This window comes from Parafrankia colletiae (genome assembly GCF_001854655.1).
GTDB lineage: Bacteria > Actinomycetota > Actinomycetes > Frankiales > Frankiaceae > Parafrankia > Parafrankia colletiae.
The window spans coordinates 19817-41718 of record NZ_MBLM01000115.1 but is presented as its reverse complement, the minus strand read 5'-3'; the positions used below and the strand labels follow the sequence as shown (position 1 = coordinate 41718).

Here is a 21902-nt window from a genome sequence, read left to right as displayed (position 1 = left end):
TCGTCCGAGATGTCTCGTTCCATCGCCACCCGCTCCCGTCTGTTCGTCGTCGCGGCCGCCCTCGCGGCCACAGGGGCCCTCGGGGGGACGGCGCTCGCCGCCGGAGCCCTGACGGACGGAGCCGCCCAGGCGGACAACTCCGCGGAGTCGGCGCCGCGGACGTCGAGCGCGCCGGCGGTCGCGGCGCTGCCCGTCGACGCCCCCCGTTTCGCCGTGATCGACGCGAACGGCCAGGTGGTCCGCGGCAGCGCCGGCGTCACCTCCGGTCTCACCGCCGCCCAGAACGTCGAGGTGCTGTTCGACCGGGACATCAGAGGCTGCGCCTACACGGCGAGCATCGGTGGGAAGGCGAACGACGTGCCGCCACCCGGGTTCATCACCGTGTCGCAGCGGGCGGGGAAGACCAACGGTGTCTTCGTCGCGATGCGCAACAGCGACCTCACCAAGGCCGTGCTGCCCTTCCACCTGACCGTCACCTGCTGACGGACGACCGTCACCCGCTGACGGGCGCCGCCGCACCCCGGCCACACCGGGCGGCTGCCGAACCACGGTTCGGCAGCCGCCCGTCTCAGTCGATCGCGGTCGCCAGCGGCCGGATGGCGACCGGAACCGCGACCCACAGGACGACGAACATCACCAGGGTGACCGCACCGGCGACAACGCCGGCCGTGAAGCCCTTGGTCACGTCGAAGATGAGCACCACGACGCCGGAGACAGCCACCGCGAACAGGGCCAGGCCCGCCTGGGCCAGCCGGTTCGCCACCAACACCAGATTCTCCTTCTCCTTCTTCCGGAACATGGCACGATGCATGCTGACCGGCGTCACCAGCAGGCCCATGGCGGAGATGGCCAGGGCCACCACCCCGAGATAGAGCCACTCCTGGCCCGAACTCAGCGTGGAGAACCTGTTCTGGAACGGCAGTGCGAGGAGGAACGCCGAGAGCAGCTGCACGCCGGTCTGCGCGACCCGCAGTTCCTGGAGAATCTCCGCCCAGTTGCGGTTGCGGCGCTCCTCCGGTGTCTCGCCCGGCCCAGGGTCGCGGTTCTCGTCGTCGGCCTGTGGGTGGCGGTCCGGTTCGGCAGATTTTTCCACAACCTCGCTCATGATCTTTTAATTACCCGGTTCGGTCGTGTTGATGCCGGTTGGGCACCTGAAGGAACGCGGTAATCACACCAGTCCCGTCGTCTTTGTCTCAGCCGGTTCGTCGGCCGCCGTCTCAGCCGGCTGGTCGGCCGCCGCGTCGGCAGAACGGTGGCCGTGGCCGTGGCCGTGGCCGTGGCCACGGCGGGGGCGGTGTGGCCAGGTGCGGGTGTCGCGAGGTTCGGCGTAGGGCTCGGTGCCCACGGGCAGGCCGCCGGCGACGGCGCGTTCCCGGGCGATCTCGGCGTCGAACTCCAGGCCGAGCAGGATCGCCACGTTGGACAGCCACAGCCAGACCAGGAAGATGATGACGCCGGCGAGCGCTCCGTAGGTCTTGTTGTAGGAGCCGAAGTTCGCGACGTACAGCGCGAATCCCGCGGAGGCGGCGAGCCAGATGACCACCGCCAGGACGCTGCCCGGAGTGAGCCAGCGGAAGCCGCGCACCCGGACGTTGGGTGCCGACCAGTACAGCAGCGCGATCATGCCGATCACGAACAGGACCAGAATCGGCCATTTCGCGTAGGACCAGGCGGTGAGAGCCGCGCTGCCCAGGCCGATGGCGGTGCCGGCCTGCTCGGCGAGGCCGCCGGAGAACACCACGATGACGGCGCTGGCGGCGAGGAGAATCATGAGCATGACCGTGACGGCCAGACGCAACGGCATGATCTTCCACACCGGTCGCCCTTCGGGAATGTCATAGACGATGTTGGCTGCGCGGATGAAGGCTGCGATGTAACCGGAGGCGGACCACAACGCGCCGGCCAGACCGACGACGGCGAGAACTCCGCCGGTCCCCGCGGAGTCGCGGATGCTGTTCACCGCGTCGCGCAGGATGTCCTGGGCCGAGCCGGGGGTGAGCTGTTCGAGGTTGGTCAGGACGCTGTCGGTCGCGGACCTGCCGACGACACCGAGAAGCGAGACCAGGACGAGTAACGCGGGGAAGATCGCGAGTACGCCGTAGTAGGTGAGTGCGGCGGCCCGGTCCGGCAGCTCGTCTTCCTTGAATTCCTTCACCGTGGCTCGGAGCACCCTGAACCAGGAGCGGGGGCGCAGTTCGGTCAGGCGGTCGGGCTCCGCCTCCCGCACCGCCTCGTCCGGGCCCGTACCCAGCGCCGGCTCCAGGTCCCGCCGGCGCCGCTTCCAGATCGCAGCCATGACCAGGGCATTGCCATCTTCGGACGCACAAATCCCCACTTGCCGCGACCTGTCACCATCGTGACCGAAAGGACCTCAGGGCGTCGCTTCGGGTGGTGGCCAGTAGCCGCGGTTGCGCAGGTGGTCAATGGTGACGGCGGCACAGGAGCGCACGTGTTCCTCGCTTGTCCGCGTCGCCTCCGCCACGTCACCGGACCGGATCGCGCCGAGCAGCTGCTCCCGGTACTTCGCCTCGTTGTCCGCCGACGCCGGGGAGTCGAAGTAGAAGCTGCCCTGGAGCACCCCGCCGAGGAACTCGAGAATCGCGTCCAGCCGCGGTGACTTCCCCGCCGTGGCGACGATCTGGAAGAAACGGCGGTCGAGGGTCCTGCGGCGGGACGCCTCCTCGGTGCCGGCGATTTCCCGGTGCAGCCGGGCCAGCTCGTCCAGCTCCTGCGCCGTCAGTTTCCGCACCGCGCGCCGCGTCGTCATCCCGGACACCAACGCGACCACCTCGTAGTGGTCCTCGATGTCCTCGACGGTGACCTCGGCCACGAACGCGCCGCGGCGGGGAACCGCGTCCACGAAGCCCTTCTGCGCCAGTTCGATGAGCGCCTCGCGTACCGGTGCGCGGCTGATACCGAGCACCTCGGCGATCTCGTCCTGGTCGACCTTGCTCCGCGGGGGCAGACTGCCGGAGACCACCGCCTCCCGGATGAAGGCGGCGGCCTCGTCCTTCAGGTTGCCGTAGCGCCGCCGACCCGCCGCGAGCTGGCGGATCGCGCTCGGGTCGGCGGCACCCGTCACTGCACTGCCTGCCACGGCACCGCCGGGTAGTCGCTCGATGCGGCGGTTTCCGCCGCCTCACGCATGTACCTGACCACGTAACCTCCGAAATCCTCGAGCTTCGGGTCGCCGTTGGCTCGCTGGTAGCCCTGCTCAAGGACGATTGCCAGCTTCCATTTTGCCAGTACGAGGTAGTAGTCGAAGTCATCCACCTGCCGGCCGGAGCGCTCCGCGTAGAACGCGAGGAGTTTCGAGCGCGGCGGCATGCCCGCCAGGTGCTCGTGGTCCGCCGGGCCGTCGGGATCCTCCGGCCAGCTGTGCAGCGCCCAGGCGACGTCCAGTTTCGGGTCGCCGATCGTGCCCATCTCCCAGTCCAGGATGGCCGCCAGCCGGGCCGGCGTGCCATGCCGGAACATCACGTTCGGGAACTGGTAGTCGCCGTGCATGACACCCGGGACGAAGTCGAGCGGCCGGTGGCACGACAGCCATGCTGTCGCCTCGTCGAGACCCGGGATCTCCCGGCCACGGATCCGCTCGTAGAACCGCGTCCAGCGCGCCACCTGCCGCTCGTGGTAGCCGTCGGGCCGGCCGAGGTCGCCGAGGCCACGGGCCCGCCAGTCCACGGCGCCCATCCGCGCGATGCCGTCGATGAGCTCGTAGGCCAGGTCGCCGCGCGCCTCCAGATCATGGTCGAACGGCGGCGCCCACCACCCCGGCGTGCTCATCACCGACCAGCCRTCCACCACATCCATCAGGTAGAAGGGACGGCCGATGACGCTCGGATCATCGCAGACGGCGATCGCGTCGGCGACCGGGACGTCCGTGCCGGTGAGCGCCTCGATGATCCGCCACTCCCGCAGGATGCCGGCGTCCCGCTCGGCCGGGGCCGCTGCCGGCGGCCGGCGCAGCGCGGCGCGGAAGTCGCCCCGGCTGACCTCGAAGATCTCGTTCTGCCGCCCACCGGAGAGCAGCCGCGCGGAGACCGGATGCCCGCTGCCCGGCAGGTCCCGGCTGTCCATCCACCGGCCCAGCGCCGCGACGTCGAGGCCGCCCGTGACATCAGCGCCGGCCGTGGGGTCTGCTGCCGACGTCCGACTCGCGTCAGCCGCGCTCATCGCTTCCCGTCCGTGATGTCCGCCCCGCCCACCAGCTCTGCGTCCGTGATGTCCAGACCCAGCAGCTCGGCGTACTTCCTGCGGGCCTTCTCCTGCCGGTTCGGCAGGTAGTAGGTCGGCCACATGCCCTCGGCGGGCTTGCCGTTGCGGAGCAGGGACCGGGCGACCGTGACCCGGTGGATCTCGCTGGGGCCGTCGGCCAGGCCCAGGATCATCGAACCGGAGAACCACTCGTTGAGGGGCAGGTCGTTCGTCGTTCCGAGCGCTCCGTGCACCTGCAGTGCACGCTGGGTGATGTTGTGCATGACCTGTGGCGTGAGGACCTTCACGGCGGCGATGTCGTGCCGGACGGCGCGGTAGTCCTTCAGCTTGTCGATGCGCCAGGCCACGTACAGCACGAACAGCCGGAACTGGGTGAGCTCGGCGTAGGAGTCGGCGAGGTAGTTCTGCACCGACTGCTTGTCGCCCAGCCGGCTGCCCTTCGTCTCACGGCTCAGCGCGCGCTCGACCATCATGTCCAGGGCGCGGCGGGCCTGGCTGACGGTGCGCATCGCGTGGTGGATCCGCCCGCCGCCGAGGCGGGTCTGGCTGATCGCGAAGGCCTGCCCCTCACCGCCCAGGATGTTCTCGGCCGGGACCTGGACGTCGGTGAAGCGGACGAGTCCGTGGGTGCCGTGCCCGGCCTTCTCCTGCCCGAACAGGGCCATGTTGCGCTCGATCTCGATGCCCGGCGTGTCGCTCGGCACGATGAAGATCGACGCGCCGTGGTGGACGTCGACGTCCGGGTTCGTGACCGCCATGACGAGGTAGAACGACGCCCACCGGGCGTGGGAGGCGAAGAACTTCAGGCCGTTGATGACCCAGCCGTGGGCGTCCCGCTCGGCTCTGGTGGTGAACACGCTCGGGTCGGAGCCGCCCTGCGGCTCGGTCATGGCGAAGCAGGAGACGATGTCGCCGTCCAGCAGGGGCTGGAGGTAGCGCTTCTTCTGCTCCTCGGTCCCGTAGTGGGCGAGGATCTCGGCGTTGCCCGTGTCGGGCGCGGCCGTCCCGAAGATCACCGGGCCCCACGCCGCCCGTCCGATGATCTCGTTGAGCAGGGCGAGCTTCACCTGGCCGTAGCCCTGGCCGCCGAGGTCGGCGCCGAGGTGGCAGGCCCACAGCCCCTGGTCGCGGACCTGCTGCTTGAGCGGGTCGACGATGCGGGCCAGGGTCGGGTTGATCGGCCGTTCGAAGACCTGGTTGCGCCACAGGGTCTCGAGGGGCTCGACCTCCTCCGTGACGAACTCCTCGGCCCAGTCGAGCTTCTTCTGGAACTCCGGCTCGGTCTCGAACTCCCACACAGGGCGCCTCCAGCGGTCTCGGGGGGATTGCTTTCTCAAGTCTCAAAAATATTATCTTGAGTGTGACGAGTCGCGACATGGATGGCAAGAGACAGCACAACGGACAGGCGCGCGGGGACGGAGGCGCCCCGGCTGCCCGCCCGCTGCCGGCGGTGGACGATCTCAACGCCTTCTACTGGTCCGCGGGCCGGGACGGCGTCCTGCGGTTCCAGCGCTGCGAGGACTGCGCCTCGCTCACCCACCCCCCGCAGCCCGTCTGCCGCTACTGCCGCTCCGAGCGCCGAGGGGTCGCCGAGGTCAGCGGTCGCGGGACCGTCGTCGGCGTCACCGTCAACCATCAGCAGTGGGAGCCGGCCTTCCCGCCCCCCTTCGTCGTCGCCTCCGTGGCGATCGACGAGGATCCGCGGGTCCGCGTGGTCACGAGCCTGGTGGACGTCCCGCCCGCGGACGCGGGGGTCGGGCTGCGGGTCAGCGTGCGGTTCGAGCAGAGCGAGGACGTCTGGCTACCGGTCTTCGCGCCGGACCCGCCCCTGCCACCGCTGCCACCGGACCTGCCGGACCTGCCGGCTTCGTCCAACCCGCCGGCCTCGCCCGACCTGGCAGCCTCGCCCGAGCCGGGCGGGACCGTCCACGGCCCGGTGTTCGGGCCTCTGCCCGATGACATCGTGCCGCCCGCCGAGCACGGGCGGCATGTGCGTCCCATGGTGCGCGCCGACAAGTTCGAGGACAGGGTGGCGATCACCGGCATCGGCATGTCGCCGGTCGGGCGGCGGCTCATGCTGCCACCGCTCACCCTGGCCGCCGCCGCCGCCAGAGCGGCGGTCGCCGACGCCGGGCTGGACCTGGCCGACATCGACGGGCTGTCCACCTTCCCCGGCGGCGAGCTGATCGGCGGCTTCACCGAGGGCGGGGTGGTCGCGCTCGCGGACACCCTCGGGATCCAGCCCACCTGGTACAACGGCGGTGCGGAGACCTTCGGCCCCGGCGGCGCGGTCATCGGCGCCATGCTCGCGGTCGCCAGCGGCCTCGCCCGGCACGTCCTGTGCTTCCGGACGGTGTGGCAGGCCACGTACGCCGCGCAGCAGCGTGCGGCCGACCCGGGGGGCGCCAGCCCCTACGGCATCGGCGGCCGAGGCGGCCGGGTGGCGGGGCCACAGGGGTATGTCGCGCCGTACGGCCTGGGTTCCGTCGCGCTCAACCTCGGCATGATCGCCTCGAACTACTTCCGCCGCTACGGCGCCACCCGCGAGGCTCTGGGCTGGATCGCGATCAACCAGCGGGCCAACGCGGCGCTCAACCCGCACGCCGTGTACCGCGACCCGATGACCATGGACGACTACCTGGCCGCTCGCATGATCACCACTCCGTTCGGGTTGTACGACTGCGACGTCCCGATGGACGCGAGCATCGCCGTCATCGTCTCGGCGGTGGAGACCGCGCACGACCTCGCCAAACCGCCTGTGTTCGTCGAGGCGGTCGGCACCCAGGTCACGGAACGCTTCCTCTGGCACCAGAGCACGATGAGCCACGAGCCGCAGACCTTCGGCCCGTCCGCGCACATGTGGTCGCGCACCTCGCTGCGCCCGGCCGACGTGCAGGCCGCGCAGCTCTACGACGGTTTCACGTTCAACTGTCTGTCGTGGCTGGAGGCCATGGGCTTCTGTGGTGTCGGCGAGGCGGCGGACTTCGTCGCCGGTGGCAAGAACATCGCCCGTGAGGGCGGGGCCGTGGCGCTCAACACCCACGGGGGGCAGCTCTCCGCCGGTCGCACGCACGGCATGGGCATGATCCATGAGGCTGTCGTCCAGTTGCGCGGCGAGGCCGGCCCTCGTCAGGTCGACGGCTGCTCCGTCGTCGCCGTCAGCACCGGCGGCCTCGCCCCGGCCGGCGCGATGCTGCTGCGCCGGCCCTGAAACGTCACCACCCCGCCGCTGGCGTGTCGTGTCGCGTCGCGGCACGCCGCGTCAGCGGATGCCGAGATCGCCGTCGCCGGGCGGCGCTGCCTGCCGGGCCGCCCCGGTGCTCGGTCCCGGCACTGATCCCGACCCCGGCCGCGGCCCGACTGTGCCGTAGCTGCCGTCGTGGTAGATCAGCGGCGGGTCGGCCCGGCCGACGCGGCTCTCCAGGATCTCCGCGATGACCAGGTGGTGGTCCCCTTCGACCGTGCGCCGCCGGATGCGGCAGCGCATCCAGACCTCCGCGTCGAGGAGCAGGGGCTCACCGCCGGGCAGCCTGCGCCAGCGGGTCGGGGGTGCGAACCGGTCGGCTCCGGGCCGCGCGAACCGGGCCGCCAGGTCGTGGTGGCCCGCGGAGAGCAGATGGACCACGAGCGTGCTGGCCCCGGTCAGGACGGAGGCGAGGGAGGAGCGGGTCGACAGCGCCAGCGAGACCAGCGGCGGCTCCTCGGACAGCGACGCCACGGACGTCGCGGTGAAGCCCACCGGGCCGCGCGGGCCCGCCATGGTCACGATCGTGACACCGGCCGCGTGCCGCCGGAACGCACGGCGCAGGTCGACAGGCCCGCGTGCGGACGTCTCTGCCGCGGGCCGGGGGGACACGGCGCGTTGCGCCGCGGGCCGGGGTGGCGCGGACGGCTCGACCGCGGGCCGGGGGGGCACGGTGTGCGCAGCCGCGGGCCGGGACAGCGCGGACGGATCGGCCGCAGGCCGAGAGGGCACGGCCCGCTCAGCCATGGAGCCAGCGCCGGTAGCGCCTGCGGGCGAGTTTGGGCCATCGCGCGGTGAACTCGTCGGTCGTCCGCTCGGCGCGTGCGTTCTCGGCGCCGGTGAGCAGGCCGTAGGTGTAGGACGACTCGCCAGCCAGGTTCGCCGCGATCCCGAGCGCCCGCATCCGCTCCCGGGCCACGACGCAGTCCTGGTGCTCGCCGAGCATGTCCTGGATCTTCTTCGCCCGCCTGCCGAGCCGCGCCGCATCCGGGCCGAAGACGGGGGCGACCGCCTCGCAGGCGTACCGCAGCCGCTTGGCCGCCTTGCGGGCGTCGTGGTGTGCGACGTCGCTGGGCCGGCCGGCTGCCGCGCGCTCGGCCTGTGTCACCCGCCGGGTCAGCCGCCGATCAGCCTTGCGGGCCAGCTTCGGGAGCACCTGGGACGCGGGACGGCGGGCAGGCGCGGTCTGGCCCGTGTCAGCCACGAAGGCCAGCAGGGTCTCGATGAACGCCAGGTACTGCTCGCTGCGCAGGTAGGCGAGGGCGCTCTGCGCGCCGCGGAGCCGCTCACCCAGGAAGGTCTGCTCCACCCTGGCGCGGACCGGGCCGAGGACGGCTTCCTTCGGCTGCGAGTCGACGGCGCGCAGGTGGCGCGCCAGCTGCACCTCGGCGTCGCGCGGGACGCCGAGGGCCTCGCCGAGCGCCCTGAGCCCCGTCTGGATCTCGGCCGCCCGCGCCGGGTCGAACAGCGGGCGGAACGTCTGCACCGTGCTGCGTAGCCGCCTGGCCGCCACCCGCATGTCGTGCACGGCTTCCGGGGTGTCCAGGCGGACCCGTGGATCCTCCTCCAGAAGCTGCGCCGTCTGCTCGGCCAGATAGCCGTGGATGACCGCGCCGGCTGAAGCCGCCCCGGTCAGCGGCCCGGCAGGGATCTCGACCTCGGCAGGCCCGACATCGTCGCCCAGGGCGCGCAGCAGCTTCGCGGGCGCCTGGGACGGCCGGGCGCCCGCCTCGCGAAGCGCCTTCGCGGTGGCGGGCAGGACCCTCGTTCCGGCCTCGTCGACAGCCTCGAGCTCGATCTCGCGCCAGGTCGACACGACCGTCCTGTCGCCCATCGTCTGGGCCTTGACCAGATCGTCCGCAACCTCGATCAGGTCGGCGCCGGTCGCATCGCTCAGCCGCTGGGCGCGGCGGACGGTGGACAGATGGGCCACCGGCCGCAGTTCGTGCCCGCGGGTGCGTACCGCGACCAGGTCGAGCAGGTCCTCCGGGATGACGTGGGGATCACCCAGGGCGCGCTGGATCTCGTCACGCTCCCCGTCGGCGGCGGGCAGTTTGAGATGCCAGCCCTGGTCCGCGCCGCCCCGGCGGCGGCGCAGCACCAGGCGGTTGCGAGCCAGCCGCAGGTCGTCGGTGTCGTAGTAGACGGCGTCGAGGTGGCGTTCCTCGACTCCGGAGGCGGAACTGACGCCGCGCACGCGGGTGAGCGTCGGCAAGGCGAAGGTGCTGTCCACGTCGAACTTCCGCTCGACCTCGTGCGTGCTGCCCATGATCACGCTCCGTCTCCGTCGTACCCGCGTTCGTACCCGCGCCGGCACCCCTGCGCAACAGGCCCGGACCCATCATCGTGGCGGCACGTCGCAGGCGGGTACCGACACGTCCGCTATTCCGCGCGGGCGGCTGCCAAAACCCTGCGATGCCCGCATGTACCTCGAATGCGCCACCCGCGAACCTGTCGGACAGCGCTGATCATCGCCGCCCGTCTCGTCGCGCGTGGCGCTCCGCGTGGCGCTTCGTGTGGCGCTTCGCGGTGGTGTCATCGCCTGCTGTGACATCACGTGGTGGCGCGCCCGGGGGCGACACGGYGGCCCCGGGCGGGCGGCCGCATCCGCAGTTGCGCCTGAAGCCGTGGGCAGGCGGTGCCGCGACTCGGGAACGGGTGGTAGGTGTGTGCGGACGCACGTCCGGATCCATCGACCGCTGGTCGGCCCTGCCGTTGCGCTGCGTGGTGTCGGCGGGAACATACTGGTGAAGAATCCCCGCGTTGACGAGGCAACGAGAAAATGGCCTCGCGATGAATTCAAGGAAAAGCCGAGTCGACGAAATCGGTGGCTCGGATCAAAAGGTACGCCTGGATGGTCCCAGTGGGACCATCCAGGCTCCTCATGCTTAAGGGCCCCTGGTATCGTCCGTGGCGCACGCGCCCGCTATTCCATATGGTCAGCGGGCGTCCGTCGGTCATAGCTTCACGTCACGGGAGATCTCAGCGGTGATCGGGCTGTCACGTTTATGTCACGTGTGACACACGAATAGAACCCGATCTCTTTCCTCCTTTCGAGACCATCATCCAGGGGGCCTGATGCTCACCCGCCGTCGGACGCTGTGCTCGATGCTGGYCGCGGTCGCCCTCGGGTCGGCCGGCCTGCTCGCCGGCTGCACGTCCCCCGAGGCGAGCGCGGCGCCTGCCTGCGGCGCACCGGGTGTGAGCGCCGACCGGATCGAGATCGGTGTGCTCTCCCCGGACACCGGGCCGGCTGCGGAGAACTTCGAGACCGTTCGCGGTGGGATCGACGCCCGCCTGGGTGAGGTGAACGCGGCCGGCGGGGTGAACGGCCGAAGAGTCGTCTACCAATGGCGCGACGACAAGGGGTCGCCCGCGGGGAACGCGATCGCTGCCCGTGATCTTGTCGAGCAACAGCAGGTGTTCGGGATCGTGGAGCTCTCCGTGGCGGCGTCCGGAAGCGCGAACTACCTCCTGAGTAACGAGATCCCGGTGACGGGCCTTGCCAGCGAGCCGGTCTGGTCGACGATGCGGAACATGTTCGCCTTCACCTACGTGACCGGTATAGCCGTCGACACGCAGGGTCAGTTCGTGCGTTCCCAGGGCGGCAGGCGCGCGGTGATCCTGCAGACCGCGCTGTCGACGGGCATCTCCGACACCGCCGACAACTATGCGCGCAGCATGACTGCCGCGGGCGTCTCCGTGGCCGACACCGTGAACTTCACCCCGAGTTTCGATGATCCGGCCGCGGTGGCGGCGAGGATTGTCGCCGCGCGTGCCGACACGGTTATCGGACTGATTCCACCGGAAAGCCTGATCGCTGTTCTCGCTGTTCTGCGCCAGGCCGGCCATGCGCCGCAGGTCGCGCTTTCCGTCAACGGCTACGACAAGAAGCTCCTCGAGAGGTTCGGTCCGCAGGCCGCGGGAATGACGGTGCCGCTGGTCCACCGGCCGCTGGAGCTCGGCGGGCCGGCGACGAAGACCTATCTCGATGCGATGAACCGGTACGCGCCGCAGGTCACCCAGCCCGAGAACGACACGTCGGTGCTGGCCTACATCAGCACCGACATCTTCCTGGAGGGCCTGCGCCTCGCCGGCGAGTGCCCGACCCGGTCGGATTTCATCAAGGAGCTCCGCGCGGTGAACAGCTACGATGCCGGCGGCCTGATCAGCCCGATCAGCTTCCGGACGAATGCCGGTCGGTCGACCACCTGCTACTCCTTCGTCCAGGTCAACGCGGCGGGAAGCGGCTACCTCATCGTCGAGCCGAACCTGTGTGGCAACGAGCTCAGCCCCTGAAGGCGATCGGAGGATCCGCGACCGCTCGCATGGGTGTACGTCCGCGTGGGTAGCAGCGTCCGGTGACCGCTGTTACGCCCACTGCCCAGGCGGGCCCGGTGGCCTTCGTGCTCGGCGGCGGCGGGGTGCTCGGCGCCGCGGAGGTCGGCATGCTCGGCGCGCTGCTGGACGCAGGCTGCCGGCCCGACCTGGTCGTCGGGACGTCGGTCGGGGCCATCAACGGAGCGGTTGTCGCCGCTGACCCGACAGCCGCCGCGATCGGTCGGCTGACCGAGCTGTGGTCCGATCTCGGCAGCTCGGAGGTGTTCGCGGGCGGGCCGGCGAAGCGCCTGGCGACGGTCGTCCAGCATGGCTATCTGCATTCGAACGCGCCGTTGCGGCGGATGCTGCACCAGCATCTCGCGGCCACCTTCGAGGAGCTGCCCGTGCCGTTCCAGTGTGTCGCCGCCAGCATCGAGCGTGCGGCGGCGCACTGGTTCGGGCAGGGTCCGCTCGTCGACGCGGTCCTGGCATCCTGCGCGGTGCCCGCACTGCTCCCGCCGGTGAAGATCGACGGCGAGCACTACGTGGACGGTGGCCTGATCGACAGCACCCCGGTGGGCCGGGCGGTGGCCCTCGGCGCGCGGACGGTGTACGTGCTGCACGTCGGCCGGATCGAACGTCCACTCCGCCCGGGGCGCTGGCCATGGGAGGCCGGGCTGGTCGCCTTCGAGATCGCCCGCCGCCGTGGCTTCGCCGACGCGATGGCGAGTCTGCCCGCGGAGGTGGCGGTGCACGTCCTGCCGGTGGGCGGTGGGAACGGGGCGCCGCTGCTCGGGCTGCGCTACCGGTCGGCCGCCGGGGTGCGCCGCCGGATCGAGCAGGCCCGCCAGGCCACCGCCGAGTACCTCGAACGGATCGGAACCGGTGTCCCGCCGCCGGCGTCGTCCGTGTCCGCCACGTCAGCCGAGCCTGCGTCTGCTGCGCCGTCCCGGCCACCTGTACCGCCCGCGCCGCCCGCGCCGCCCGCGCCGCCCGGGATATCGGGGTCGGGTCGGGCCAGGTGAGGGTCCCGCCGCGGGCCGTCCGCCGGCTGGTCATCGATCCGGTGTTCGTCCCGGTCGCGCTCGCGGGGACGGCGCTCGGGGCCGCGGTGGCGGTGCTGGGCCTGATCGGCGCGCCGCTCGACCGGAGGCTGCGGCTCAGTCGCATCGCCGCGCTGGCCGCGACCTACCTTGCCGCCGAAGCAGTGGTGATCATCGTGGGGTTCGGGCTCTGGCTGGTCCGGCCGCTGCTGCGGGTGCGGTGGGAGCGGGCCCATCTCGCGTTGCTGCGCGGCATGCTCGGGCTGGTCGTGGCGGCAGCGCGCCGGCTGATGCGCTTCCGGCTGACCGTGCACGAGCCCCCGCCAGGGGCGCCCGGGTGTGCCGGCCGCCCCGTGTTGGTCGCCAGCAGGCACGCCGGTGCCGGCGACTCGTTCGTGCTGGTCGACCTGGTGCTGAACCGCTACCAGCGAATCCCGCGGGTCGTGCTGCTCGCCAGTCTTCAGCTCGACCCGGCGATCGACATCCTGCTCGGCCGGCTCGGCGCCTGCTTTCTGCAGACAGACGGCGCCGACGCGACGGCCGTCGCGCGGGTCAACGAGCTCGCGGCCCGGCTGACCGACCGGGACGCGCTGGTCATCTTCCCCGAAGGGGCGAACTTCACGGCCAGGCGCCGCCGGCGGGTGATCACGGGGCTGCGCCGCCGCGGGCAGCGCGCCCGCGCCCAGATCGCCGAGGACCTCACCCACGTGCTCCCGCCGCGGCCCGCCGGGGTGCTCGCCGCGCTGGACGCCGGCACCGTCGCCGGGACGGTCGTGGTTGCCCACACGGGCCTGGACCGCCTGGTCACGCCGGGTCTGGTGTGGCAGGCGCTGCCGCTGCGGGAACCGATGGAGGTGCGCTGGTGGTGGATTCCGGCCGGCGAGCTCCCCGCGGTGGGCACGGAGCGCACGGACTGGCTGACCATGCAGTGGGCGGTGGTGGACGCCTGGATCGACGCCCGCCGGCCCGCCGGCCCACAACCATCCCAGGCCTGACCCGCGCACTGCCTGACCCCGCGCGCCGGATCGCGGCCGCCAGAACAAGGGTCCTTGTTTATCTCGGTATTCCTATGTCCCAATTCAGGGCATGTCCGGGACGCGTAGGTCTGTCACCGCTCGTTGGATGATCATCCTGTCGGCGCTGGCAGGGATGTTGGTGGGCTGCGGCTGGGGCAGTCCTGGCTCCTCCGCCCCGGTGTCGCCGCCCTTGGCCACGGCCTCGCCTGCGACCCCTGGTGGCGGCCTGTCGGTGCCGCCGGACGATCCGAGGGCCCCGGCCGTAACGGGGTCGGCGGTCCCGGGGCCGGTACCGACCGTGTCCCGGCCGACGCCGACGTCCCGGCCGACGCCGACCTCCCAGCCGACGCCGACCTCCCAGCCGACGCCGAGCGGGCCGCCGATTCTGCGTCCCGGCGCGTCCGGCCCGCAGATCCTGGAACTGCAGCGCACACTGGCGGCGGCCGGCTACTGGCTGGGCACTCCGGACGGCACGTTCGGGCTGCTCACCCAGCAGGCGGTGCTCGCCGTCCAGAAGGCCGCCGGGATCGGGCTGGACGGGCTGGTCGGTCCGGCGACCGAAGCCGCGATCGCCCGCGGGGTGYGACCCGAGGGGCGCAGCTCCCAGGGCCTGGTTCTGGAGGTCGACAAGGGCCGGCAGCTGCTGATGGTCGTACAGGACGGCCGGGTCGAGACCATCTTCAACACGTCGAGCGGCACCGAGAAGATCTATTACCACGACGGCGTCCAGCACCTCGCCGACACACCGCCGGGCACCTGGCGGATCTTCCGGCAGGTCAACGGGGTCGACCACGGGACCCTCGGCGATCTCTACCGACCGAAGTACTTCCACGTCGACGGAATCGCCATCCATGGGTATGCCTCGGTCCCGGCCCGGGCGGCCTCGCACGGCTGCGTCCGGGTGACGAACGCGGCGATGGACTGGCTGTGGTCCTCCGGGAACGCCGCGATCGGCGTCACCGTCCTTGTCTACTGACAGGTGCGCTCATCACCGACGCGACGCGTGCCCGGGACTTTGCCGCTGAGCCGTGGTTCGTAGTGTGGGTCGTACCTGGGGGATTCACGTGGGCTGGAGCGCGAAGATGGTCCGGCGGATCTCCTCGATGGTCTGGTCGAGGGCGCTGGTGGCGGCGGTGAGGCGGGCCGCGGCGAGGTCCCCGATGAGGCGGACGAGGGACTGCAGCTGCAGTCCGATCGCGAACAGCCRCTGGATGACCTGGTCGTGCAGGTCCCGGGCGATCCGGTCCCGGTCCTTGAACACCGCGAGCCGGGCGCGTTCCTGCTGGGCGCGGACGAGTTCCACGGCGAGGGCGGCGTCGTTCGCGAACGCCTGCACCAGTTCCACGTCGCCGGGTGGGCGGCGGGTGCTCTCCGCATGATTGCCCAGGATGAGAACGGCCGGCGACTGGTCCGTGATACGCATCGGGACGATCAGTGCGGTGGCGAACGGGACGTCCGGTGCGGGCAGGACGCGGCTGCCGCGAAGGTCGAGGCAGTCGAGGAAGACCGTCCTGCTGCGGGCCAGTTCGTCGCGGATCTGGCTGCCGGCGAGCCCGATGGTCAGGCCGCGCAGCGCGTCGGGCCGGACAGGCAGGTCGGAGGCGACGTCGGCCGCGGTGAGCACCAGGTTGCCGTGTTCGTCGGGGACAGCGATCGCGGCGAGGTCGACGGCCGCCGTCTGCCGCGCCATGGCCACGACCGCGTCGAAGGCGGCGGGCATGCCGGGTGCCGTCAGCACGCCGGCGGTCATCCGGGCGCTCGCGGCGAGCCACGCCTTGCCGCGTTCGGCCCGCTCGTAGAGCCGGCGCAGCTCGTGTTCGGCCCGGTCCCGCTCGATGGCCGCGGTGAGGACGTGCGCGACAGTCTGGACGAACGTCATCTCATCCTCGCCGAGATGACGCGCTGCCGGTGGCCAGACCGCCAGGAAGCCAAGCGGAGACCACACACCGCCGATCCGGGCTGTGACGATGGTCGGCTCCCCGTCCGGGATATGGCCGTCGGGTCGGACCAGCTCGCACCGCGTGCCGTCGAGGACGGAGGTGATCAGACGGATCGCCTCGGCGACCAGCGCGTCGACTCCGGAACCGGACACGGCATGGCTGCCGAGCCGGGCCAGGCCCGCCTGCCGGTTCTCGGCCCGGCGCAGGTCGGTGATGTCGGTGAGGACGACCGCCAGCACCTCCTCGCCGTCCTGCAGACTGGGGATCACCGATACCCGCAGGGACATGACGGGCCCGCGGCCGACGGTGACGTCGAGGTCGCCGGTCTGGGCGTGGTTGGTGCGGAGCGCGGTGGGCACCATCCCCCACTCACCCCCGAGGGGCCGCTGCCGCGGGTCGGCCGGCCACAGCAGGTCCACCAGGTCGGAGAGCGGGGTGCCGAGGCGCTGCGGGGCGCCGGCGATCCGGTCGATGACCGGGGAGGTGCGCCGCAGCCGCAGGTCGGCGCCGTAGACGGCCACGCCGACCGGCAGGTCGCCGCCGCCGACCTGGGCCGGGACCAGTTCGAGCAGGGCGGCATGCTCCCCGATCGTCTCCGTACCGTGGTGCGACGTGCTGGCGTCCAGGATCGTGCCGGTGTTGCCGACCACCGCACCCGTCTCGTCGCGGATCACCATCGCCCGGATCTGGACCCGGCGGTAGCTGCCGTCCCGGGTGCGGTAGCGGGTCTCGTGGTGGCAGTGATCAGCGCCGCCGGCCACCACCCCCATGAACAGGGTGATCGTGTGCTCCAGCTCGTCGGGATGGACGTAGTCGAGGAAACGGGTTCCCAGGCTCGGCCCGGTCTCGAAACCGGTGAGCCTCTCCCACGCCTTGTTGAGATAGGTCCACCGGCCCTCGGCGTCGGTCTGGAACACCACCTCGCCGAGCGTGTCGAGCAGCCGGGCGGCGTCCACACGCCGGTCACCGGCCGGCCCCTGCTCGGGTATCTGCACAGTGTCACGCGACACCGATGTCACCGACGGCCCCCGATCCATCGTGAGAGTGAACCGCTGGTGCTGGCGGCCCGCCCGCGCGCCGGCCACCGGTACCAGTCGGTCACGGCATCAGGAACGTGCCATGCAGTAGACGTTCCTGTCCTGGCCCAGTGGAAGAAGGCCGGGTACGGAGTACACCGTCCGCAGGGTGGTCGCGGTGACCGCGGCCGCCGTCTCGATCTCCTTCTCGACGCGGGCGCGTGCCTCGGCGGTGGGAGCGTTCACCAGGCGCTCGGCGTTGCGCCAGGCAGCCTCCCGCCAGGTCACCAGCAGCTGCATGAGCACGGTGTACGACAGGCCCAGCGGGGTCGCGATGTTGTCGATCGAGGGGTCGAACCGGTCGGCCGCCTCGCGCAGCAGCGGGTCGACGACCTGGTTGAGCATGACGTTGACCTTGTCGTGGTCGGGCTTGTGGCTGCGGCCGTCCGCCGAGACCAGCCCCAGCGAGGCCAGCACGAACGGCAGATCCCGGTTCACGTGCGCGTTCATGCCCAGCAGGATGTTCCCGGCGCCGGCGAGACGGCGGCCCGCTGCCGCGTCGAACGCGATCCGCCACGCCGCGGGAACTTCGGCGTCACCGCCGGCCCGCCAGCTGTCATAGGCGTGGAAGTAGTACGCGGCGAACACGGCGTCCTCGGTGTTGACGTGGGAGACGTCCTGGAAGAAACCAGGCTGCGCCGCCACCCGTCGGTATTCCTCGGTGGTGCGCAGGTAGGTCAGCGCGAACACCGCGTTGTGGTCACAGCTCGCCGCCAGTGGGTCGTAGCGGTTCTGCATACGCGCGATCGTCGCGTCGACGCACCTGGGGTCGCCGTCGGTGCACTCCCGCACGTCGGCCGGGGTGTACGCGGTGGGAAGCGGCGGCAGCAGGCCCGTCCAGCCGATGAACAGGGGCGTTGCCGCGGAGGCGGGTACGGCCGTCCAGAAGGCGAGCCCTACCGCCAGTATTCCTGAGACCAATGAAATGAATGAACCGGCGATCCGACTCCATCCGGCAGGCGAGAACGTCATGGTTCCGCATCATAGGGCCGTCATCGGACGATAACTTCCCGCGCTATTATTCAGGAAAACTAGAATCGAATACCTTTTAGGCCTTTCGTGCTCGCGTCAGATCTCCGGAACGGGCGGCATCAGGTCGCCGGTCAGCGGCGCCGCCGGCGGGTGCTACAGGGGGATGTTGCCGTGGTCGCCCCGGCGGGCAGGTGCGCCGGCGAGGGCCTCGGCGATGTGCCGGCGGGTGTCCGCCGTGTCGATGACGGTGTCGATGACGCCGAGGGCCAGCCCGCGGTCGACGCCGCCCGCGGAGCGGGTGTGCTCCTCGACGAGCTCGGCGAGCACCTTCGGCCGTTCCTCCTCGGACGCGGCGGCCAGGGTACGCCGGTGCAGGATGCCGACCGCGGCCTCGGCACCCATGACGGCGACCTCGGCCTCCGGCCAGGCGAGGACGGCGGTCGCGCCGAGCGAGCGGGAGTTCATCGCGATGTACGCCCCGCCGAACGACTTGCGGGTGACCAGCGTGACCCGGGGCACGGTCGCCTCGGCGAACGCATAGAGCAGTTTGGCGCCGCGGCGGACCACGCCGTCCCATTCCTGCCGAACACCGGGCAGATAACCGGGGACGTCCACGAGCACCACGAGCGGAACGCCGAACGAATCGCACATCCGGACGAAGCGGGAGATCTTCTCTGCGCTGAGCGAGTCCAGGCAGCCGCCCTTGCGGATCGGATTGTTCGCGATGACTCCGACGGGCTGGCCGTAGAGGCGGCCGAGGCCGACGACCGCGTTCGCGGCCCATTTCGGCTGGAGTTCCTCGAACGGGTTCGGGTCGTCGTCGAGGATCCGCAGGATCGGCGGTCGGACGTCGTAGGCCCGGCGGGGCCGTTCCGGCAGCAGCGCGCCCGGGTCGGGCCGCAGGTGCTCGTCCGCGTCCAGCTCGGCGGTGAGGCCGGGATCGAGGACGAACGGGCCCGCCCCGGCGAGCAGGCCGGTGATGCGTCGCGCCCGCGCGAACGCGTCGCTCTCCGAGGACGCCTGCACGTGGACGACACCGGACCGGCGGCCGTGGGCGTCGGCCCCGCCGAGGCCCTCCATGTCGATCTGCTCGCCGGTCACGCTGCGGACGACGTCCGGGCCGGTCACGAAGATGCGGCCGGCCGGCGCCATGATGACGACGTCGGTCAGCGCCGGCCCGTAGGCGGCGCCACCGGCGGCCGGCCCCAGTACCACCGAGATCTGCGGGATCTTCCCCGATGCGTGGATCATGGCGGAGAAGATGCGGCCGATGCCGTCGAGGGACTGCACACCCTCGCCGAGGCTCGCCCCGCCGGAGTGCCACAGGCCGATGACGGGACGCCCGATGCGCACCGCCTCCTCGATGGCGGCGGCGATCCGGGCGGCACCGTCGGCGCCGAGTGCGCCGCCCATGCGGGTGCCGTCCGTGCAGAAGGCGACGGCCACGTCACCGTCGATCCGGCCCCGGCCGGCGAGCACGCGGCTGCTCGCCGCCGCGGCGCCGGCGCCGGGGAACGGGACGAACGAGCCGGGGTCGAACAACTGGGTGAGCCTGTGGTGGGGCCCGCGTCGGTCGTCCTGTTCCGGAATGACCACCCGGAGCCGATCGCCGCTTGCTACCTCCGTCATGTGATCCCTTTCCAGCTTCGGCAGCCGCCGGAGGAGACACCTCCGCGGCACCGGCGGAAGACGCCCGCCGCCCGCTCGGCCCACCGGGCCCCGTCGCGTCCAACTGGTCCGATGATGGCGAGAGGTGCTTACGGATCTCTATAGCGGCGCTCAAGCCCGGGTGAACACTGCCGGTCACAGCAGTCGAGTGACGAGTCGATCAACGATCTGGTCGCTGCGAGTGGTAACTCGATCGCAATGTGGCTCTGCTGGGGGCCGCGGGACGCTTGACGATCTCCAGTTCACTGGTACATTACTTGAGTAACTAACCAGTGATCGGCGCCGTGATCGGCGCAGGGGGTGGCTGTGCTGGATGACGGAACGCCGCTGTTCGCCCAGATCGCCGGGCGGCTGGCGGACGAGATCGCCGACGGCTCGCTGGCGGAGGRCGAACGCGCGCCGTCCACCAACGAGTTGGCGGCGTACCACCGGATCAACCCGGCCACCGCGGCGAAGRGCCTCAACGTGCTGATTGACGACGGACTGCTGGAGAAGCGCCGGGGCGTGGGCATGTTCGTGGCGGCCGGCGCCCGCGAGCGCCTGCTCGCCGACCGGCGCAGGTACTTCGCCGAGCGCTACGTGCAGCCCCTGGTCGCCGAGGCGCAGCGGCTCGGGATCGACGCCGACGCGCTGGTGGAGCTGGTTCGCGAGGCCGGCCGGGTGCAGGAGGCGGGAGCGCTGTGACAGCGTCCGTTCCGACCGGCGGTGCCGCGGTTCCGACTGACGGTGCCGCGGCCCAGCCCGGTCCGGCGGCTGATCCGGCCTCCGGCGTGACTCCTGGCCCGGTGGCTGTCTCGGTCATCGGCCTGACCCGCCGCTACCGCGGCCACCTCGCCCTCGACGATGTGACGATCGACTTCGGCGGGCCGTCCATCACCGGGCTGCTGGGTCGTAACGGCGCCGGGAAGACGACGCTGCTGAGGCTCGCCGCCGCCCAGGAACTGCCGTCGCAGGGGCAGGTCCTGGTGTTCGGCGCCAGCCCGGTGGAGAACGACGCGGTGCTGCGGCGCATGGTGTTCGTGCGTGAGGACCAGGCGTTTCCCGATTTCAAGGTCCGTCATGCGCTGAAGGCGGCGTCCTGGTTCTATCCGAACTGGAGCGACGCGGCCGCAGCGGCGCTGATCGAGGAGTTCGAGCTGCCGACCGGGCGGGCGGTCAAGAAGCTCTCCCGCGGAATGCGATCGGCACTGAGCATCGTGATCGGCCTGGCGGCCCGGGCGGAGGTGACGCTGTTCGACGAGCCGTACGCCGGGCTGGACGCCGTCGCGCGCCAGCTGTTCTACGACCGGCTGCTGACCGAGTACGCCGAGCATCCCCGGACGATCGTGCTCTCCACCCACCTGGTCGACGAGGTCGCCGGCCTGCTGGAGCGGGTGGTGATGATCGACGGTGGCCGGGTGGTCCTCGACGCGCCCGCCGACGATCTGCGCGGTGCGTTCACCGCCGTGAGCGGTCCGGCCGCCGCGGTGGAGACGCTCGTCGAGGGACGTCGCGTCTGGGGCCGCCGCCGGGTCGCCGCCCGGGAGTCGGTGGTGGTCGGCCCGCTGGACGGCGTCGACCGGCTGCGCGCGCGGGACCTGCACCTGCGCCTGGAAACCCTGTCGCTGCAGCAGGTGATGGTCCACACCTCGGGCCGCTCGGACGGCGGCCCGGCGGAGTCGCCGGAGGAGTCGCCGGAGGAGTCGCCGGAGGAGTCGCCGGAGAGGACAAGCGCGTGACCAGCTGGAGCACCATCGTCGGGGTTGCCCGCTACCACCTGATCCAGCGTCCCATCTACCTGTCGCTGCCCTGGGCGCTGACCATCTTCAGCCTGGCCATCAACCTGGTGATCGCGTCCCAGACGCCCACCAGCAACACCGGCGGGCTGCTCACGATGTACTCGTGGATGTTCGTCGGCGGCCTGCTGAGCACCACCCGCTCGTTCCCGTTCGGGCTCACGCTCGGCGTCAGCCGGCGCTCGTACTACCTGGGGACCACGGCACTCGCGATCATTCTGGCCGCTGGCAACGGGGYCGTGCTCACCGCCCTGCACGCGCTGGAGGGGCTCACCGACGGATGGGGCGTCGGCCTGCACTTCTTCCGGGTGCCCTACATCCTCGACGGGCCCTGGTATCTCACCTGGCTGACGTCGTTCGTGGGCATCGGGCTGCTGTTCGTGTACGGCATGTGGTTCGGCATCGTGCACCGGCGCTGGAATCTCACCGGGCTGGTCGCCTTCCTCGCCGGCCAGATGACGCTGGCGCTCGCCGTCATCCTCGCCGTGACCTGGACCGACGCCTGGGCGGCCACGGGACGTTTCTTCACCGACCTCAGCGCGGCCGGGCTCACCGGGGTCCTCGCCGTGCTCACCGCGGCGCTGTTCGCCGGCGGGTTCACCACGATCCGCCGCGCCACCGTCTGATCGG

At 71.3% G+C, this 21902-nt stretch carries 19 protein-coding genes; 9 read left to right on the top strand and 10 right to left on the bottom strand.

From position 1 onward, the window contains the following. Window positions 1–9: 9 nt before the first annotated feature. A complete protein-coding gene (locus CC117_RS15430; RefSeq protein WP_071084714.1) occupies window positions 10–483 on the top strand; it encodes a hypothetical protein in 474 nt (157 codons plus the stop codon). An 85-nt stretch (window positions 484–568) separates the two neighbouring features. On the opposite strand, the gene CC117_RS15425 is transcribed toward CC117_RS15430, so the two are convergent. The 5 genes from CC117_RS15425 to CC117_RS15405 all read right to left on the bottom strand — a co-directional run bounded on the left by CC117_RS15425 (window position 569) and on the right by CC117_RS15405 (window position 5516). After that, entirely contained in the window at window positions 569–1105 is a 537-nt protein-coding gene (locus tag CC117_RS15425) for a DUF6328 family protein (protein WP_071084712.1), read from the bottom strand. A gap of 63 nt (window positions 1106–1168) precedes the next feature. Then, window positions 1169–2296: a YihY/virulence factor BrkB family protein gene (locus CC117_RS15420; RefSeq protein ID WP_084132174.1), complete on the bottom strand. Its 1128-nt coding sequence runs from the start codon at window positions 2294–2296 to the stop codon at window positions 1169–1171. Between the two features lie 75 nt (window positions 2297–2371). Continuing rightward, window positions 2372–3097 (bottom strand): GntR family transcriptional regulator, encoded by a 726-nt coding sequence (locus CC117_RS15415; RefSeq protein ID WP_241830130.1) that lies wholly within the window; start codon window positions 3095–3097, stop codon window positions 2372–2374. Then, entirely contained in the window at window positions 3079–4080 is a 1002-nt protein-coding gene (locus CC117_RS15410) for a phosphotransferase family protein (RefSeq protein WP_084132181.1), read from the bottom strand. The genes CC117_RS15415 and CC117_RS15410 overlap by 19 nt, the downstream gene beginning before the upstream one ends. Before the next feature lie 92 nt (window positions 4081–4172). Beyond that, window positions 4173–5516, bottom strand: a complete 1344-nt coding sequence (locus CC117_RS15405) for an acyl-CoA dehydrogenase family protein (protein WP_071084706.1) — start codon at window positions 5514–5516, stop codon at window positions 4173–4175. Between the two features lie 77 nt (window positions 5517–5593). On the opposite strand from CC117_RS15405, the gene CC117_RS15400 reads away from it, so the two are divergent. After that, window positions 5594–7429 (top strand): thiolase C-terminal domain-containing protein, encoded by a 1836-nt coding sequence (locus CC117_RS15400; protein ID WP_071084704.1) that lies wholly within the window; start codon window positions 5594–5596, stop codon window positions 7427–7429. Window positions 7430–7480: 51 nt separating this feature from the next. On the opposite strand, the gene CC117_RS15395 is transcribed toward CC117_RS15400, so the two are convergent. Further along, window positions 7481–8194 (bottom strand): flavin reductase family protein, encoded by a 714-nt coding sequence (locus CC117_RS15395; RefSeq protein WP_407673541.1) that lies wholly within the window; start codon window positions 8192–8194, stop codon window positions 7481–7483. Window positions 8195–8201: 7 nt separating this feature from the next. Continuing rightward, window positions 8202–9731, bottom strand: coding sequence for a CYTH and CHAD domain-containing protein (locus CC117_RS15390; protein ID WP_071084763.1), 1530 nt, complete (start codon window positions 9729–9731; stop codon window positions 8202–8204). 809 nt (window positions 9732–10540) lie between these two features. Between CC117_RS15390 and CC117_RS15385 the strand changes: the two genes are divergently transcribed. The 4 genes from CC117_RS15385 (at window position 10541) to CC117_RS34900 (ending at window position 14817) form a co-directional block, all read left to right on the top strand. Further along, window positions 10541–11761, top strand: coding sequence for an ABC transporter substrate-binding protein (locus CC117_RS15385; protein WP_071084702.1), 1221 nt, complete (start codon window positions 10541–10543; stop codon window positions 11759–11761). Between the two features lie 98 nt (window positions 11762–11859). Further along, window positions 11860–12807, top strand: a complete 948-nt coding sequence (locus CC117_RS15380; protein ID WP_071084699.1) for a patatin-like phospholipase family protein — start codon at window positions 11860–11862, stop codon at window positions 12805–12807. After that, window positions 12804–13820, top strand: a complete 1017-nt coding sequence (locus CC117_RS15375; protein ID WP_071084697.1) for a 1-acyl-sn-glycerol-3-phosphate acyltransferase — start codon at window positions 12804–12806, stop codon at window positions 13818–13820. Before CC117_RS15380 ends, CC117_RS15375 begins: the two co-directional genes overlap by 4 nt. Window positions 13821–14139: 319 nt before the next feature. After that, window positions 14140–14817 (top strand): L,D-transpeptidase family protein, encoded by a 678-nt coding sequence (locus CC117_RS34900; RefSeq protein ID WP_241830128.1) that lies wholly within the window; start codon window positions 14140–14142, stop codon window positions 14815–14817. An 84-nt stretch (window positions 14818–14901) separates the two neighbouring features. Here the strand turns inward: CC117_RS34900 and CC117_RS15365 are convergent, their stop codons facing one another. The 3 genes from CC117_RS15365 to CC117_RS15355 all read right to left on the bottom strand — a co-directional run bounded on the left by CC117_RS15365 (window position 14902) and on the right by CC117_RS15355 (window position 19458). After that, window positions 14902–16800: a PAS domain-containing protein gene (locus CC117_RS15365; RefSeq protein ID WP_071084759.1), complete on the bottom strand. Its 1899-nt coding sequence runs from the start codon at window positions 16798–16800 to the stop codon at window positions 14902–14904. An 87-nt stretch (window positions 16801–16887) separates the two neighbouring features. Then, window positions 16888–17778 (bottom strand): DUF5995 family protein, encoded by an 891-nt coding sequence (locus tag CC117_RS15360; RefSeq protein WP_071084696.1) that lies wholly within the window; start codon window positions 17776–17778, stop codon window positions 16888–16890. Window positions 17779–17982: 204 nt separating this feature from the next. Continuing rightward, a complete protein-coding gene (locus CC117_RS15355; protein ID WP_071084695.1) occupies window positions 17983–19458 on the bottom strand; it encodes an acyl-CoA carboxylase subunit beta in 1476 nt (491 codons plus the stop codon). Between the two features lie 345 nt (window positions 19459–19803). Between CC117_RS15355 and CC117_RS15350 the strand changes: the two genes are divergently transcribed. The 3 genes from CC117_RS15350 (at window position 19804) to CC117_RS15340 (ending at window position 21898) form a co-directional block, all read left to right on the top strand. Next, on the top strand, window positions 19804–20181 hold the full coding sequence (locus tag CC117_RS15350) for a GntR family transcriptional regulator (RefSeq protein WP_071084757.1): 378 nt from the start codon (window positions 19804–19806) through the stop codon (window positions 20179–20181). A gap of 86 nt (window positions 20182–20267) precedes the next feature. Beyond that, on the top strand, window positions 20268–21215 hold the full coding sequence (locus CC117_RS15345) for an ABC transporter ATP-binding protein (RefSeq protein ID WP_071084758.1): 948 nt from the start codon (window positions 20268–20270) through the stop codon (window positions 21213–21215). Continuing rightward, entirely contained in the window at window positions 21212–21898 is a 687-nt protein-coding gene (locus CC117_RS15340) for an ABC transporter permease (RefSeq protein WP_071084694.1), read from the top strand. The genes CC117_RS15345 and CC117_RS15340 overlap by 4 nt, the downstream gene beginning before the upstream one ends. Window positions 21899–21902: the final 4 nt, after the last annotated feature.

Coding starts and splice junctions, on each gene's coding strand:
- CC117_RS15430 (WP_071084714.1), top strand. CDS start 10: ATGTCTCGTTCCATCGCCACCCGCTCCCGTCTGTTCGTCGTCGCGGCC.
- CC117_RS15425 (WP_071084712.1), bottom strand. CDS start 1,105: ATGAGCGAGGTTGTGGAAAAATCTGCCGAACCGGACCGCCACCCACAG.
- CC117_RS15420 (WP_084132174.1), bottom strand. CDS start 2,296: ATGGCTGCGATCTGGAAGCGGCGCCGGCGGGACCTGGAGCCGGCGCTG.
- CC117_RS15400 (WP_071084704.1), top strand. CDS start 5,594: ATGGATGGCAAGAGACAGCACAACGGACAGGCGCGCGGGGACGGAGGC.
- CC117_RS15390 (WP_071084763.1), bottom strand. CDS start 9,731: ATGGGCAGCACGCACGAGGTCGAGCGGAAGTTCGACGTGGACAGCACC.
- CC117_RS15355 (WP_071084695.1), bottom strand. CDS start 19,458: ATGACGGAGGTAGCAAGCGGCGATCGGCTCCGGGTGGTCATTCCGGAA.